This is a genomic window from Rhizobium fabae, assembly GCF_003985135.1.
GTDB classification, from domain to species: Bacteria; Pseudomonadota; Alphaproteobacteria; order Rhizobiales; family Rhizobiaceae; genus Rhizobium; species Rhizobium pisi.
In genome coordinates this window covers 389,980-405,728 of record NZ_ML133646.1, presented here as the reverse complement: position 1 = coordinate 405,728, position 15,749 = coordinate 389,980, and the positions used below count along the sequence as shown (strand labels likewise).

The window sequence follows — 15,749 nt, the reverse complement described above, 5'->3', positions numbered from 1 at the left end:
CCGCCCTGTTTGCAGCGGATCACAGGCCGCGTTGCGGCTTACTTCTTCATCGCCATTCCGGTGCTCTTGCAGACAAATTTCGTCGTGAAGGCCTTTGTGTAGTCCGTCCCCGGCTTGAACACCTTGATCGCTACCATCTCGTCGAAGAATGCCTTGTAGTGCGCGTCTGTAAGGCAGCCGATACCCTTGTCCAGGCTGTCGCCGGATTCGATGATGCCGTATTCTTTCATTTTCGCGATGGAGTAGGCGATCTGACCATCCGTCATTTCAGGATTGTCTTTCTTGATCAACTCGTTCGCCTTGGTGTTGTCACCGTAGAGATAATTGTACCAGCCTTCGATCGAGGCATCGACGAAGCGCTGAACGACATCAGGCTTGCTGTCGATCATCGTCTGTGTGGTGGTGATCATCGTGGAGTAGGGAGAGTAGCCGTTGTCGGCGAGCAGGAAAACCTTCGGCTCGAAGCCGGCCTGCTTCTGGATCTCATAGGGTTCCGACGTGAGGTAGCCTTGCTGCGCGGATTCCTTGTCGGCGAGGAACGGCGCCGGGCTGAAATTATAGGGCTTGTACTGCTCGTCTTTGAAGCCCTTGAAGTTCGCCTTCATCCATTCGAAATAGGTGAGATAGCCGTCTTTGCCGAGAAACAGCGTCTTCAACTTCGCAAGATCTTCGAATTTCTCGATGCCGGCGTCCGGGTGCGCAATCAGCACCTGTGGATCCTTCTGGAAGATCGCCGCGACGTCGACGAGCGGAATACCCTGTTCGACCGCTGAGATTTCGCCCTGCGGCCCGCCCATGTAGAAATCGATCTTGCCCGAGATCAGCAGCGCGCTGTTTGCCGCATTCGGGCCTCCCTGCACGATGGTGACGTCGAGGCCGTGCTTCGCATAGGTGCCGTCGGCAACCGCTTGATAGAACCCGCCATGCTCGGCCTGCGCCAGCCAATTGGTGCCATAGCTGACTTTATCGGCCGCCTGAGCGGATGCAATGGAGGCAAGCATGCCGCCAAGGCCGACGAATGCGGAAATGACGCTGTTCTTCAGTGTATTGGGCATGATCGACGTTCCCCTTCTGAGTTCGCAACGTCTGCGGCGACGTCCGATTTTCTTCATAGGAGCGGTTGCTTTGCTCTTTGAAAAGCATCAAATTTCGTGCGCAATGATGCCTTTTCGGCATCTCATTGAAAGCCTGTGCCTAATTTGCGCTGTGTGCTTTATTTTTGTGCAACGAGGTTGTGATGCTGCACTCCAGAAAGCTTCTCTATATCAACGAGATCGCGCGCTCGGGCTCGATCCGCAAGGCGGCGGCGCGGCTGAATGTGGCGTCTTCGGCGATCAACCGACAGATTCTGGCGTTGGAGGAAGAAATGGGAGCGCCGCTCTTCGAGCGGCTGCCGCGCGGTCTGCGCCTGACGGCAGCCGGCGAGCTCTGCATTGAACATATTCGCGACGTCTTGAAGAATTACGAGCGGCTGGAAGGACGGATTCGCAGCCTGAAGATGCAGCAGGCGGGCAAGGTGCGTCTGGTGACCACGGTCGGTCTCGCGGCAGGTCCGCTCCCGGAGATCATCGCGCGGTTCCAGTCGGAGCATCCCAGGGTCTTCATGCAATTGCGCAACGACGCCGGCACGATGACGGTCAACCCGGTGCTTTCGGGCGAGGTCGATATTGGTCTCGGCTTCAATATTCCGGCCACACCCGGCATTCGAACGCTCGGCAATTTCGACATTCCGATTGGAGTGGTTTTGCCGCCCGGTCACCACCTGATCGGTTCAGGCCCGATCAATCTGGCGGATATCGTCCAGGAGCGCCTAGTGCTGGCGCAGCAAGGCACCAGCCTGCGCGACGTGATCAATTTGGCGATGGCGCGCCTTGACGTGCATGTCGAGCCCGTCCTGGAAACCAATGCGTCGGAGATGTTGAAAAAGCTCGTCAAATCGGGGGCAGGGGTGACCATGCTGAACCCGCTCGATGTCATCACCGAGTGCCGGCAGGGCGAACTGGTCTTCCGACCGATCGCGGAGCCGCATGCACGCCACCAAACGATGAAGCTTTTCGCCCGCGCGCGGGCGCCGCTCGATTCCGCCACCAGCCTGTTTGTCGAATACCTCCTGGCGGAACTGGCCGGCTTGGTGGAGGAGCTGCAGGCCAAAGGCCACATCGCGACGGAGAAATCCGCCGCGATCTGAACTAGGTCTCGGACAGGGCGCTTACTTTGAATAAAGATTGGAGAGCGGGTAGCGCTTCAGGTCATAGAGCAGTTCGATAAAACCCCGGACCTGGTGGCGGCAAATCGCTTCGCCCTTTTCGACTGCGCCGAGCGACGCGTTGCCGACGACCCCATTGGGATTGAGATCATGGGCGATCCAGGCAAGCGAATGCGGCGGCAGCGGCTGGATGTATTTCGATTGCTCGCGCATCCATTCCGCCTTGGATGTGAAATTCTGCGCCTTGTCCATCCGCACCAGATCGGGGCGGAAATGGAGCATGAGCGACGTTTCCACTTCGCCGCCGTGGATGCCGTATTTCAGCTCATGTTCGCTGATCATGCCTTCGGGATGGCCGAAGCGGCCCCATTGCGTGGAAACCACGGCCATCCCGTAACGGACGCGCAGCTCCCGCGCGACGATGCTCATGATATCGACATTGCCGCCATGCGAATTGACGATCACCATCTTGCGGATGCCGGCTTCGGCAACCTTGGCGCCGATCGCGGTCCAGACCGGAATGAGCAGTTCCGCGCCAAGCGACAGCGTTCCGGGCCCGTAAATATGCTCGTTGGCTTTACCAATCTCCTGCGTCGGCAGCACAAGAAAATCGAGATCGGCAGGCTTCTGCTTCCGCAACTCGGCAAGCATGCCGTTGGCGATGGCGACATCGGTTGCAATAGGCAGGTGGGGCCCATGCTGTTCGGTGGAGGCGATCGGAAACACGGCGATCGTGGTGTCAGGGGAAAGTCCGGCGAAATCGTTGCTGTTCAGTTCGTTCCAGTAGAATGGCATTGCCATCGCCGTGCGCCTCTCATTGCCGTTTGAGACAGTGAGTAGGGAATATCGCTACATGCGAAAAGCATCAATTTGCGCCCGCACCGATGCCTTTTTGCGGATGACGGGGCACGGCCCCATCAAAACCGCCTCGCTTCCACAATTAGATGCCTGATAGCAGCGAGTCCGTTCAACGAGACCATTGCGCCTGCGTGTTTGCGATGGTTTTGTAGTGCCTCCGCAATTCAACGCTTTCCGGTGATTTTCAATGTTCGATATTCTGTGGCGCGGCCTGATGATCGGCGCCGGCGCAACCATTCTTATGGACCTTTGGGCGATCGTACTCGCAAAGGTCTTCGGCCAGCCGGCGGCCAATTGGGCGCCGGTCGGCCGGTGGTTCTGGCATCTCGGTCGCGGCAAGGTGTTCCATGAAGCGATCGCCGACGCCGAGCCCTATGAGCATGAATTGGCGCTCGGCTGGATCAGCCACTACGCCGTCGGCATTCTCTATGGCGTGATCTTCGCGATTATCATGGGGGAAGGGTGGCTGGTCGCACCGACATTTCTTCCCGCCTGGATCTTCGGCATCGTCACGGTCGGCGCGGGATGGTTCCTGTTGCAGCCCGGCCTCGGCATCGGTTGGGCCGCCTCCAAACATCCGACGCCGAACAAGGTGCGGTGCCTCAACCTCGTCGCCCACACGGTGTTTGCGCTGGGGCTCTACGGCACCGCCCTGATCATCCGCTAATCCTGGGTCGGTTTATCCAATCCCGGGCCGGTTTCCGGCCCGGGATATTAACCCTATCGTGCGGCCCAGTTGGCCCCGCGGCGGAAGATGGTCTTCATCTCGGGAACGTCGAATTCCTTGGCCTGATGGCCGAGTGAGGAATAGAAGACGCGGCCCTTGCCGTATTTCCGCTTCCAGACGACGGGCATGACGACGCCGTCGATCCAGTAGGCGTGATCGCCGGTGAATTTCGTCGTCGCCAGTACCTCGTTCGAGGGGTCGACATGCATGTAATATTGCTCTGAAGTGTAGGGGAAATCGGCGATGCCTTCCATCAGCGGATCGTCCGGCCGGGTGATGTTGACGGTGTAGTCGATGATGTTGCCGGGATGCGCCACCCACTGACCGCCGATGATGAACTGGTAATCGACGGAGTCGCGGAAGGCGTCACCCGCGCCGCCGTGATAGCCGGCGATGCCGACGCCGCTTTCGATCGCGGCCGCGAGGTTCTTGACCTCTTCCTTCTCGATCTTCGACATCGTCATGATTGGCACGACGAGGCTGAGATCATGGACTGAAGGGTCGGCGAGGGCCTCGGTGCCGTGTTCGAGATAGACCTTGAAGCCGTCCTCCTCGAGCATGATCTTGATGATTTCGGCGCATTCCTGCGGCTCGTGTCCGCTCCAGCCGCCCCAAACGATCAGTGCTTCACGCATTCTCTTTCCTCCTGAAACTTATTTCGCCAGCCGTCCGACGACGATGGAATCGGACAATGGAGCAGGGCGCTCCGTCTCCGTGGTGATGGTGACCGTCCTGCCGGTCGAGGCGGCGGTGTGGAACGCTTCCATGACTTCGAGCACATGCAGCGCCAGATCGCCATTGGCGCGGTGCGGCCGGTTGGAGCGGATCGCATGCGCCATGTCGGCGACGCCGAGCGAGCGGTAATTGCCGTCGGCATAGGGGGCCGTGATCGGCTGGTCCTCGAATTGCCCGCCCTTCTTCAGATACTCCACAGGGCCGGCGAACTTGTTCGGATCGGGCACGATAAGCGTTCCCTCGGTTCCGTAGACCTCGAGCGGTACATGCTTGTGGCCTGCGACATCGAAGCTCATGGCGATCTGGACGACGGCGCCGTTGGCAAAGGCCATCATGCCGGCGACATGGGTCGGAACATGTACGGGAATGCGCTCGCCGTTGCGCGGTTCGCTTGATATCAGCCGTTCCGCACGCGGCGTCGTTGCAAAGCCCGCCACCTGTGACACAGGCCCGAGAAGATTGACGAGATCGGTGATGTAATAGGGACCCATATCGAGCATCGGCCCGCCGCCGACCTCGTAGTAGAAGGCCGGGTTCGGATGCCAGCGTTCATGACCGGGGCACATGAAGGTTGCCGAGCCGCCGACCGGCTGGCCGATGACGCCCTCGTCGATTAAGGCGCGGGCCGTCTGGTGGCCGCCGCCGAGGAAAGTATCGGGGGCGGCGCCGATGCGAAGGTTCTTGGCCCTGGCGGCCTCCGCCAATTTTTTCCCTTCTGCGAAATTAATCCCGAGCGGCTTTTCGGAGTAGGTATGTTTGCCGGCATCGAGAGCTTGCATCGCGACCGCGACATGGGCTTTCGGGATGGTCAGATTGACGATGATCTCGACCTTGGGATCGGCGAAAAGCTCCTCGACGCTCTTGGCTGGGACGTTGAATTCCGCAGCTTTCGCTTCAGCCAGTTCCCGATTGAGATCGGCGACGCCGCGGATGTCGAGAATGGGAAAGGATGCCATCGCGGTGAGATAGGCGCCCGAAATATTGCCGCATCCAATGATGCCGATACCGACCTTGTCCATGAATTCCTCCATTGATCTTGATGTGTCGCTCCTCAGAGCGCCGGCCCCGTCGTGCTCCAGGGCGATTCGTAGAGTTCGTACAGCGCCACGGCAGCCGCACCCTGCGCCCAGAAATCGTCTGTAGAATCATCGAAGACGAGTTCGCTCACCCCACGCAGCGAAGGGGGAATGGCAAGTGCATAGGAATCGCGCAGGCTGTTGAGAAAGGGTTCGCCGAGCGCCAGGCTGGAGCCGACCAGAATGACCCGCGGCGGCGCAAAGAGGGTGACGATGTTGGCGATGGTCAATCCGACCGCTTCACCGGCGCGGATGGCGGCCCCGATCAGCCGATCGTCATCGGCCTTGATCAGTGCCTGGGCATGGTTCATGCCGCGCCCGAGACGGATCGCTTCGGCAAAACGCCCGTCGGCTTGCTGTTCACCCAGGATCGCGCTTTCGCCTGCCTGGCTGAAAAGCCGCACGATGCCATTGGGTCCTGTGCCGAGCACGAGATCGCCGAGGTTGTGGCTGAGGCCACCGGCGCCGCGGAAAAGGCGGTTGCCATGCAGGACGCCGAGCCCCAGCGTCTGTTCCAACGATATCAACACCATATCCTCGAGGTCGCGTGCCTTCCCGAACCAGTGATGGCCGAGCGTAATGGCATGGGCGTCGCTTTCGACGATGGTGGGGGTTGCAAGCCGCGCTGACATTTCGGCGGCGAAATCGACATTGGTATCGCGGAAGATCGGGCTGCTTCTTATATAGCCGGTGCGATGCTCGATGACGCCGGGAAAGCCCAGACAGATAGTATCGACATCCTCCAGCGAAAGCCCTGCATCGACCACACAGCGCCGGACCCCGTCCTCGACGAGATCGGCGATGACACCGATCGGCTGCCGATCGATGCGGATCGGCAGAGCAAGCTTCGACAGCACGTCGCCACGGAAATTGGTGACCACGAAGACCATTCTGTTGGCGGCGATTTTGGCGCCGACCACGCGGGCCGCATCGGGATTGAGCTCCAGCATCACGCGCGGCCTTCCGCGCACCGCCTCGTTGCGGATGTCGCCTTCGTGGCGCGGCAGGATCAGCCCGTCGTCGAGCAGCGAGGCGGTGATGGCGGAAACGGTGGTGGTGGAGAGTTCGGTGCGCTCGCTGATCTCGATGCGCGCGATCGGACCATGGCGCCGGACGGTATCGAGCACGTTCAAGCGATTGATCGCGCGCATCAATTCTGGATCTGCAGTCTTCATGAAAATTAGCCGGCGATCGTTTCTTTAGGCGGAAGCCAATATTTTTAACGGGTTACGAAATAAATAACAAGCAATTTAGCGGCTCTGTCAAGCGCATTTGATAAAAATACAGGCAGTCGGGTTGACATTGGGTGAAAGCTCCGTTGAATTAATCCGCATTGGGGAAAAATTGTGAGGATAGGTCCCCTGGGAGGAAAATCATGAATTTTATGCTGAAGAGCGCCGCTTTCGGCGGCAGGCGCATTGCATCCATGGCTGCGGCAGCCGGCATGTTGCTGGCAGGAGCAAATGCTGCCTCGGCGACGACGGTGGTCAAGTGGCTGCATCTCGAGCTCGATCCGAAAAACGTCGCGGTCTGGGAGGATATCGCCAAGAAATACGAGGCCCAGCATCCCGACGTCGACATCCAGATGCAGTTCCTCGAAAACGAGGCTTTCAAGGCCAAGCTTCCCACGCTGCTGCAGTCCGATGACGTGCCGGATTTCTTCTTCAGCTGGGGCGGTGGCGTCCTGAAGCAGCAATCCGAGACCGGCGCCCTGCAGGATGTGACGGCAGCACTCGATGCCGATGGCGGCAAACTGCGCAGTGCCTATACCCCGGCCTCAGTCAATGGCCTGACCTTCGACGGCAAGACCTGGGCGATCCCCTACAAGGTCGGTCTGGTCAGCTTCTTCTATAACAAGGCGCTGTTTGCCAAGGCCGGCGTTAAAGCCGAGGACATTAAGACCTGGACCGATTTTCTCGAAGCGGTGAAGAAGATCAAGGCGGCCGGCATCGTGCCGATTGCGGGCGGCGGCGGCGAGAAATGGCCGATCCATTTCTACTGGAGCTATCTCGTCATGCGCGAAGGCGGCCAAAAGGTCTTCGAAGCGGCCAAGAAGGGCGAGGGCGAAGGTTTCCTTGATCCGGCGATCATCAAGGCCGGCGACGACCTTGCCGAACTCGGCAAGCTTGAGCCTTTCCAGCCCGGCTATCTCGGCGCAACCTGGCCGCAGACGCTCGGTGTCTTCGGTGACGGCAAGGCGGCGATGATCCTCGGCTTTGAAAGCACCGAAGCCAACCAGCGCAAGAATGCCGGCGACGGCAAGGGGCTTTCGTCGGACAATATCGGCCGTTTCGTCTTCCCAACGGTCGAAGGCGGCGCGGGCAAGCCGACGGATACGCTCGGCGGTCTGAACGGCTGGGCCGTCACCAAGAAGGCCTCCAAGGAGGCGATCGATTTCCTCGCTTTCCTGACGAATGCGGACAACGAGCGCGCGATGGCCAAGTCAGGCATGTTGCTTCCCGTTGCCGTCGGTGCCGACGACGGCGTCGTCAACCCGCTGATTGCAGAATCGGCAACACAGCTTGCGGGTTCGACCTGGCATCAGAATTTCTTCGACCAGGATCTCGGTGCGGCCGTCGGCCGTGTCGTCAACGACGCCTCGGTGGAAATCGTCTCCGGACAGATGAATTCCAAGGATGGCGCCCAGATGATCCAGGACGCTTTCGAACTGGAACAATAACCAGCGCTTGCAGACCCTTCCTGGCGCTCCGATGAAGAGCGGGGCGCCAGCATTGCTGCCGACATACGAAAGCAGGAGCCATGGCCAATATTTCAGTCCCATCGATGACATCAGCCGTAAGCCCGGCAAGACGAGCCGCAAACCGGAAAAGCTCGGTCGCGCACGACCGGCTGACGGTGCTGCTGATTTTTCTGCCGCCGGCGCTGTTGCTGTTTACGCTCTTCGTCATCATGCCGATGGGGGAGGCCGCCTGGTACAGCCTCTACAAATGGAACGGCTACGGCACGCCGACCGAGTTCATCGCGCTCCGCAACTTCCAGGTTTTGTTCCGGAATGCGGCTTTCACCCAGGCGCTGGTCAATAACGGCCTGATCATCGTCATCTCGATCTGCATCCAGGTGCCGCTTGCCATCTGGCTTGCCACTATGCTGGCCCATCGCATTCCGGGTGTCGTCGGCTACCGCCTGATCTTCTTCCTGCCCTATGTGCTGGCGGATGTTGCCGCAGGCCTCATCTGGCGTTTCGTCTATGATGGCGATTATGGCCTGTTTGCCGCCGTTTCCAACTTCTTCGGCTTCGCAAACCCTTACGTGCTCGCCGACAAGGACGTGGCGATCTATGCCGTGCTCGGGGTCATCGTCTGGAAATATTTCGGCTTCCACATGATGCTCTTCATCGCCGGTCTGCAATCCGTCGACAAGAGCGTGCTGGAGGCGGCGGAAATCGACGGCGCTACCGGCTGGCAGAAATTCCGCTACGTCACGCTGCCGCTGCTCGGCTCCACCTTACGTCTTTCCATCTTCTTTGCCGTCGTCGGCTCGCTGCAGCTTTTCGACATGATCATGCCGCTGACGGGCGGCGGGCCTTCCAACTCCACCCAGACGATGGTCACCTTCCTCTACACTTATGGTGTCATGCGCATGCAGGTCGGTCTCGGCAGCGCCGTCGGCGTGGTGCTCTTTATCATCTGCGTGACGCTCGCCTTCGGCTACAAAAGGATCTTCATGCGCCATGACTGATATGAGCTCTTCCATCCGCATGAGCGCGTCGACACGCATCTATCTCTATGTGTCGCTAAGCCTGATCGCCGCGATCGTGCTCGTGCCGTTGCTGACGACGGCGCTCGGCGGCTTCAAGACGCTGGGCGACCTGCGCACCAATCCCTTCGGTCTGCCGACGGAATGGCAATGGGCGAACTATACCGACATTCTCTTTGGCGAACGCTACTGGCTGCAGATCGGCAATTCGCTTGTTATCGCAGCACTCACCGTTCTCCTGACGCTGATCGTGTCGTCCATGGCGGCCTTCGCCTTCGCCCATGTCCGGTTTTTCGGTTCGTCCTTCCTGCTCAATTATTTCCTGCTCGGCCTGATGTTTCCGGCGGCGACGGCGATCCTGCCGCTCTTCATCCGCATCCGCGATCTCGGCCTGCTGGATACCTATTGGGGCGTGGTGCTGCCGCAGGTGGCCTTTGGTCTCGGCATGAGTATCCTGCTGTTTCGGAACTATTTTCGCAACCTTCCGGAAGAATTGTTCCAGGCGGCCTTTGTCGACGGCTGCGGCTATCTCAGATTCTTCTGGCATGTCTCGCTACCGCTTTCCCGGCCGATCGTCGCCACCGTCAGCATCATCTCCTTCGTCGGCAGTTGGAACAGCTACATTCTGCCGCTGATCATGCTGAATTCGGAATCCAAGTATCCCTGGCCGCTCGGCATCATGGTCTATCGCGGCGAATACGGCACGGAATGGCAGCTGGTGCTCGCGTTCATCACGCTCACCATCCTTCCCACAATCATCGTCTTTTTCGTCGCCCAGAGACACATCATCGCCGGATTGACCGCCGGTGCCGTGAAGTCCTGAGCCGAGCCATTGGAGGATTCATGGCATCCGTTGAACTGAACGACATCCGCAAGACCTATGGCGCCGTCGACGTCATCCACGGCATTTCGCTTGATATCGAGGATGGGGAATTCGTCGCCCTCGTCGGACCGTCCGGTTGTGGAAAATCAACGCTGCTTCGGATGATTGCCGGCCTCGAAGAGATAACCGATGGCGAGATTGCGATTGGCGGCAAGGTCGTCAACGGCATGACGCCGCGCGAACGCAACATCGCCATGGTCTTCCAGTCCTACGCGCTCTATCCGCACATGACGGTCGCTGAAAACATGGGCTTCAATCTCAAGCTCGCCGGCGTGGCGAAACCTGAGATCGAGGCCCGCGTCGCCGAGGCCGCCCGCATGCTTGATCTCGCCAAGCTGCTCGACCGCAAGCCGGCCCAGCTTTCCGGCGGCCAGCGCCAGCGCGTCGCCATGGGGCGCGCCATCGTGCGCAATCCGGCAGTCTTCCTGTTTGACGAGCCGCTGTCCAACCTCGATGCCAAGCTGCGCGTGCAGATGCGCTCGGAGATCAAGACACTGCACCAGAAGGTGAGGACCACTTCGATCTATGTCACCCACGACCAGATCGAGGCGATGACGCTCGCCGACCGCATCGTCGTGCTCAATCACGGCAGGGTGGAGCAGGCGGGTACGCCGCTCGAACTCTACAAGAAGCCAGCCAATCTCTTCGTCGCCGCCTTCATCGGATCGCCGGCGATGAACATGCTCGACGGCACGGTGGACGGTGAAAACGGTCAGCCTGCGGCCCGCCTCAGTGATGGGACCGCGATCCGCATCGCGCCCGATCGCAAGGTGAAGGCCGGTCAGGCAATCACGGTCGGCCTGCGCCCCGAACACCTCGTCCCCGGTCTATCAGCAGGCACGCCGCTCGCCGGCCGGACGATGCTGGTGGAACCCACAGGCGCCCAGACCCATGTGGTCTTCGATCTCGCCGGACAGCAGGTAACCGCCATCGTCGACGGCGAATATCCCGCCCGCTACGGCGCCGTCTTCGAGGCGAGTATTACGAGCGACCAGGTGCATGTCTTCGACCGCGGCACTGGGGTGGCGCTGTAGGAGCGGGCAGCCCGCCAATGGCAAAACCGCTGGGCAGCCCGGCGGCCCGGACGGCCAACGTATTATTCAGCCGCAATCCGTTGGACGCCATTTGCCTCCACGATCTTTTCCAAGAGCGCGAGTTCTTCCTGGGTAAGATCCGTCAGAGGCGGGCGGACAGGCCCTGGATTCTGCCCAAGGACACGAAGGCCGGCCTTGATGATGGAGACGGCGTAACCTCTTTTCCGATTGCGCAAGGCGACGAAGGGGAAAAAGAAGCTCTTGAGGATCTCGTCGACGGTTGCCTGATCGCCCCCGCGCAGGGCGGTATAGAAGCGCTGGGCGAGGGCGGGTACGAAGTTGAAGACGGCGGATGAATAGGTCGTCACACCAGCAGCAAAATAGGCCTGTGCATAGACCTCATGGGTGGGCATGCCGCCGACATAAACGAGACGGTCGCCGAGCAGGGTGGTGATCTCGATGACCTTGTCGACATCGCCGACGCCGTCCTTGAAACCGATAAGGTTCGGGCATTCCTCCGCCAGGCGCGCGATGCTTTCGGCGGTCAGGACGGCGTTGTCGCGGTTATAGACGATGACGCCGATGCCGACCGATTGGCAGACGGCCTTGACGTGGGCGACCAGGCCGACCTGTTCGGCAAACATCAGGTAGGGCGGCAGCAATAAAAGCCCGTCCGCTCCCGCCTTCTCGGCCGCGATAGCGATCTCGATTGCCAGCGACGTGCCGTAGCCGGTTCCCGAGATGATCGGCGTCTTGCCCGCCGACGCCTTGGCGGCCCTGATGACCTGCGGGATCTCGCTGGGATTGAGGGAGAAAAACTCCCCGGTGCCACCGGCGGCAAACAGCGCAGCCGCATCATAACCCGAAAGCCATTCGACATGACGGCGGTATTTCGCTTCGTCAAATTTGAGCTGATCGTCGAAATGCGTAACCGGGAACGAGAGGAGACCACTGCCGACGGCCTTCTTCAATTCAATCGGGTTCATCATCAAGTCCTATTCCTTACGTGTTGAAAATTGACCGTGTCAGGCGCTCTCGAGCATCTGCAGAAGTGCGGCGATATAGCCGTAACAGAAGGCAAAGGCGGTCGCGGACGGGTCCTTGCCGCTGACGGTCGGCACATGGTCGGGCATCAGCATGTATTTGAAGCCGACCTCCTTGTAGATCTTGGCCGAGCGGACCATGTCCATGTCGCCCTCGTCGGGGAAGGTCTCCATGAAGGAAAGCTTGCCGCCGCGAATGTTGCGGAAGTGAACGTTGAAGATCTTGTCGCGCCGACCGAACCAGCGAATGACGTCGTCGATCTCTTCGCCGGGATTTTCGAGCATCTCGCCGATCGAGCCCTGGCAGAAATTGAGGCCGTGATAAGGGTTTTCGCGCATCAGCACGAATTTCTTCAGGCCTTCCACCGTGCCTAAGACACGCGTGACGCCTCGGTACCCCGGCGGCGTATAGGGATCGTGCGGATGGCAGGCGAGCCTGACGCGGTTACTCTCGGCAACAGGAACGACACGTTCGAGGAAATAGTCGATCCGTTCCCAGTTTTCATCCTCTGAGAGAACGCCGGCAAGACCGGGCGCGGCCTGCTGGTCCGTCCTGTCCCAGCGGAAGCTGGCATTCAGCGATCCGCCGCGTCCTGGTTCATCGGGCGTGCGGGGAATGCCGATCAGGTTGAGATTATATTTTACCGCGGGAATACCTGCCGCGGCGACATTCTCGATCATCCGGCAGACCGCATCGATCTGCCTGTCGCGTTCGGGGCCGGCGAGCAGGATGTCGGGATAGGAAGCTTTCTCTATCGGCTGCGAGGGCAGGGGCAGCTGGATCATGTCGAGGATCAGGCCGAAGCTTTCGACTTTGTCGCGATGGCGCTCGATATCGGAAAGCGTCCAACTGCTCGGCTTTCCCGGCGGGTCGGCGCTGATATGCTTCACACCCAATTGCGCGAAGATGCGATAATCGTCGTCATCTCGCGCTGCCACCTGTGTTCCCAGATACATCAGAGTCCCTCTCAAATCTTCATAATGTCATATGACATAATATGAATTTTTGAGAGAGTCGAGCCTTATTGCTGCTCGGCGAGCATGCGGTAGCGACGCTGGCTTGCCATCATATGCGCACGCATTGCCTGGCGGGCGCGCTCCGGATCCTGGTCGGCGATGGCCGACAGGATTTCCACATGTTCGGCATAAACCTTCTGGAGATAGTCGCGATCGTTGGCTTCGGGCAGTGTCGGAAACTGGCCGCGGGGGATGGCTCTCGGGCCAAAATGGCGCAGAACATCGACATAGAACCGGTTGTTCGTGGCGGCGGCGATCGCCATGTGGAAGGCATAATCCGCCTCCACCGTTTGCTGCCCGGTTTCGATGAGGCTTGCCATTCTGCGGTTGGCTTCGCGGATGGCCGCCTCCTGCTCGGCGGTGCGGCGATAGGCGGCGATTGCTGCCGCTTCGCCCTCTGCCGCCATCCGAAACTCCAGCAATTCCAGGGTTTCCGGAATGCTTTTGATTTCCACCGGCGTCAGTGACAATACCGAATGAGCCTTGGGATCGGCGACGAAGACGCCTTTGCCCTGTATCGGCTTGACGAAGCCTGCTGCCCTTAGATCGGCAATGGCTTCACGCACCACCGTGCGGCTCACGCCGAATGTCGATTCAAGCTGCGGCTCGGTCGGCAGCTGGTCGCCGACGCGCAGCTTCCCCGCCTCGATTTGCGCCCGCAACTGATCGATAACCTGCTGCGCCAGTCTTTGCCGACCGCGGCTGAGTGTTGTCATTTCCTGTTCCCAATCCCTTTGCATCAAGGTCACCCGCTGGGTCTTGCAAATCATATCCGACTTCGTTAAATCATAATACGACATACGGGCGACATAATATGTTTCCTATAGTAATCCAGGGAGGAGTTACAATGAAGCATTTTTCTAAGGGCCTGTTCGCCGGCGCCGTCATTGGCGCATTGACGATCGCCGCGCCGCAATTGCATGCCGCCACGCCGAAGGACCAGTTGGTGATAGGGACATCCCTGGCGCAGGTTCTATCCCTCGATCCGCATCAGGCGACCGAGGGAAAAGCGGTCGAGATCATGTCGAACCTTTACGATCGGCTGGTGAACAGCACCCCTGACGGCAAGATCGTGCCGCAGTTGGCCGAAAGCTGGAAGGTTGACGACAAGGGCATCACCTTCACGCTGCGCCAGGCCAAATTCGCCACCGGCAATCCGGTGACCGCTAAAGATGTCGTCTATTCGCTGGGACGCCTCCTGAAGCTCGATCAGGCCGCTGCCGCAAACCTCAAGCGCATCGGCTATGACAAGGACAATGTCGACAAGCTCGTCACGGCAGTCGACGACAAGACTGTGCGCATCGATTTTTCCGGTCAGGTGACGGCCGAAATGCTGCTCTACCGGCTCACGACCTCGACCACCAGCGTGGTCGACAGCGTCGAAGTGCAGAAGCATGTCGCCGAAAATGACTGGGGAAACGCCTGGATGCGGACGCACTCGGCCGGCTCCGGTCCCTTCACCCTCAATCGCTGGTCTCCGAACGAACTGGTGATCCTCGACGCCAATAAGGATTATGTGGCCGGCGTTCCGAAGATGCGTCGCGTCATCGTCCGGCACGTTCCCGAAAGCCAGGTCGAGCGATTGATGCTGGAGCGCGGGGATATCGATATTGCCAGCGCTCTGACGGCATCGGATCTTGCGACATTCAAGGACAAGCAGGGCTTCGCCATTCAGCGGATTCCCACCGGCGGCTTCTACGTGCTGTCGATGAATGCCGGCAATCAGTACCTCTCCAACCCGAAAGTTCGCGAGGCCATTGCCTACGGCATCGACTACAAGGGCATAGAGAAGACGATCATGGGGCCTTACGGACGGGCCAGAAACGTTCCCGTCCCGGAGAATTTCGAATATGCGATCCCCAATCCCGATTGGCATCTCGACGTCGAAAAGTCCAAGCAGCTCTTGAGCGAGGCCGGGTTCAAGGACGGTTTTTCGCTTTCGCTGAAGACCATCGCCCAGACACCGCGCATCGATCTTGCCACGGCGATCCAGGCATCGCTCGCTCAGGTCGGTATCAAAATCGATATCCAGCAGGGCAACGGCTCGGAAATCATCGCCGCCCATCGCGCCAGGGATTTTGACCTGCTGATCCCGCAGACCAGCGCCTACATGCCGAATGTCCTCGGATCGATGGAGCAGTTCTCCTCCAACCCTGACAATTCGAAAGAGGCCAACAATGCCGGCAATTTCGTCTGGCGCTCGGCCTGGGACATTCCCGAACTGACGGCCTTGACCGCCAAGGCATCAATGGAGCCAGACCCGAAGAAGCGCGGCGAACTCTACGTTCAGATGCAGAAGATGTTCGTGGAACAGAAGCCGGCGGTGCTTCCGCTCTTCGAGCGCTTCGAGCCGATCGTCCTGTCAAGCAAGGTACAGGGATATGTGGGACATCCGACCCAGCTGACTCGCCTCGAGGACGTCACAAAGTCTGAAACCCAGTAATACCCCCGAG

The 15,749-nt window shown here is 59.6% G+C and carries 15 protein-coding genes; 7 read left to right on the top strand and 8 right to left on the bottom strand.

What is annotated here, in order from left to right:
• Nucleotides 1-38 precede the first annotated feature (38 nt).
• Nucleotides 39-1,055 carry an ABC transporter substrate-binding protein gene (locus EFB14_RS05055; RefSeq protein ID WP_126823268.1) on the bottom strand — a complete coding sequence of 339 codons (1,017 nt, stop codon included), beginning with the start codon at nucleotides 1,053-1,055 and terminating at the stop codon, nucleotides 39-41.
• 182 nt (nucleotides 1,056-1,237) lie between these two features.
• Between EFB14_RS05055 and EFB14_RS05050 the strand changes: the two genes are divergently transcribed.
• Complete coding sequence (locus tag EFB14_RS05050) at nucleotides 1,238-2,188, top strand: LysR family transcriptional regulator (protein ID WP_126823266.1); 951 nt, start codon at nucleotides 1,238-1,240, stop codon at nucleotides 2,186-2,188.
• A gap of 21 nt (nucleotides 2,189-2,209) precedes the next feature.
• On the opposite strand, the gene EFB14_RS05045 is transcribed toward EFB14_RS05050, so the two are convergent.
• Complete coding sequence (locus tag EFB14_RS05045) at nucleotides 2,210-3,007, bottom strand: creatininase family protein (protein WP_126823264.1); 798 nt, start codon at nucleotides 3,005-3,007, stop codon at nucleotides 2,210-2,212.
• A gap of 244 nt (nucleotides 3,008-3,251) precedes the next feature.
• On the opposite strand from EFB14_RS05045, the gene EFB14_RS05040 reads away from it, so the two are divergent.
• Complete coding sequence (locus EFB14_RS05040) at nucleotides 3,252-3,731, top strand: DUF2938 domain-containing protein (protein ID WP_126823262.1); 480 nt, start codon at nucleotides 3,252-3,254, stop codon at nucleotides 3,729-3,731.
• Nucleotides 3,732-3,784: 53 nt separating this feature from the next.
• On the opposite strand, the gene EFB14_RS05035 is transcribed toward EFB14_RS05040, so the two are convergent.
• Genes EFB14_RS05035 through EFB14_RS05025 form a run of 3 tightly spaced genes read right to left on the bottom strand, consistent with a single transcriptional unit; the run spans nucleotide 3,785 to nucleotide 6,777 of the window.
• Nucleotides 3,785-4,426 (bottom strand): ThuA domain-containing protein, encoded by a 642-nt coding sequence (locus tag EFB14_RS05035; RefSeq protein WP_126823260.1) that lies wholly within the window; start codon nucleotides 4,424-4,426, stop codon nucleotides 3,785-3,787.
• Between the two features lie 18 nt (nucleotides 4,427-4,444).
• A complete protein-coding gene (locus tag EFB14_RS05030; RefSeq protein WP_126823258.1) occupies nucleotides 4,445-5,545 on the bottom strand; it encodes a Gfo/Idh/MocA family protein in 1,101 nt (366 codons plus the stop codon).
• A gap of 32 nt (nucleotides 5,546-5,577) precedes the next feature.
• A complete protein-coding gene (locus EFB14_RS05025; protein ID WP_126823255.1) occupies nucleotides 5,578-6,777 on the bottom strand; it encodes an ROK family transcriptional regulator in 1,200 nt (399 codons plus the stop codon).
• Nucleotides 6,778-6,977: 200 nt separating this feature from the next.
• On the opposite strand from EFB14_RS05025, the gene EFB14_RS05020 reads away from it, so the two are divergent.
• The 4 genes from EFB14_RS05020 to EFB14_RS05005 all read left to right on the top strand — a co-directional run bounded on the left by EFB14_RS05020 (nucleotide 6,978) and on the right by EFB14_RS05005 (nucleotide 11,236).
• Complete coding sequence (locus EFB14_RS05020; protein WP_126823253.1) at nucleotides 6,978-8,282, top strand: ABC transporter substrate-binding protein; 1,305 nt, start codon at nucleotides 6,978-6,980, stop codon at nucleotides 8,280-8,282.
• Between the two features lie 80 nt (nucleotides 8,283-8,362).
• Nucleotides 8,363-9,301, top strand: coding sequence for a carbohydrate ABC transporter permease (locus EFB14_RS05015; RefSeq protein WP_125844688.1), 939 nt, complete (start codon nucleotides 8,363-8,365; stop codon nucleotides 9,299-9,301).
• A complete protein-coding gene (locus tag EFB14_RS05010) occupies nucleotides 9,294-10,142 on the top strand; it encodes a carbohydrate ABC transporter permease (protein ID WP_125844686.1) in 849 nt (282 codons plus the stop codon). The genes EFB14_RS05015 and EFB14_RS05010 overlap by 8 nt, the downstream gene beginning before the upstream one ends.
• Nucleotides 10,028-11,236 carry an ABC transporter ATP-binding protein gene (locus EFB14_RS05005; RefSeq protein WP_425375424.1) on the top strand — a complete coding sequence of 403 codons (1,209 nt, stop codon included), beginning with the start codon at nucleotides 10,028-10,030 and terminating at the stop codon, nucleotides 11,234-11,236. The genes EFB14_RS05010 and EFB14_RS05005 overlap by 115 nt, the downstream gene beginning before the upstream one ends.
• Before the next feature lie 62 nt (nucleotides 11,237-11,298).
• Here EFB14_RS05005 and kdgD read toward each other — a convergent pair whose 3' ends face one another.
• The 3 genes from kdgD to EFB14_RS04990 form a co-directional block, all read right to left on the bottom strand.
• On the bottom strand, nucleotides 11,299-12,225 hold the full coding sequence (gene kdgD, locus EFB14_RS05000; RefSeq protein WP_126823249.1) for a 5-dehydro-4-deoxyglucarate dehydratase: 927 nt from the start codon (nucleotides 12,223-12,225) through the stop codon (nucleotides 11,299-11,301).
• A 36-nt stretch (nucleotides 12,226-12,261) separates the two neighbouring features.
• Nucleotides 12,262-13,236 carry a mannonate dehydratase gene (locus EFB14_RS04995; RefSeq protein ID WP_126823247.1) on the bottom strand — a complete coding sequence of 325 codons (975 nt, stop codon included), beginning with the start codon at nucleotides 13,234-13,236 and terminating at the stop codon, nucleotides 12,262-12,264.
• 65 nt (nucleotides 13,237-13,301) lie between these two features.
• The gene (locus EFB14_RS04990; RefSeq protein WP_126823245.1) at nucleotides 13,302-14,012 is read right to left on the bottom strand and encodes a FadR/GntR family transcriptional regulator; all 711 of its coding nucleotides are present in this window, start codon (nucleotides 14,010-14,012) and stop codon (nucleotides 13,302-13,304) included.
• 131 nt (nucleotides 14,013-14,143) lie between these two features.
• Between EFB14_RS04990 and EFB14_RS04985 the strand changes: the two genes are divergently transcribed.
• Complete coding sequence (locus tag EFB14_RS04985) at nucleotides 14,144-15,739, top strand: ABC transporter substrate-binding protein (RefSeq protein ID WP_126823243.1); 1,596 nt, start codon at nucleotides 14,144-14,146, stop codon at nucleotides 15,737-15,739.
• Nucleotides 15,740-15,749 lie beyond the last annotated feature (10 nt).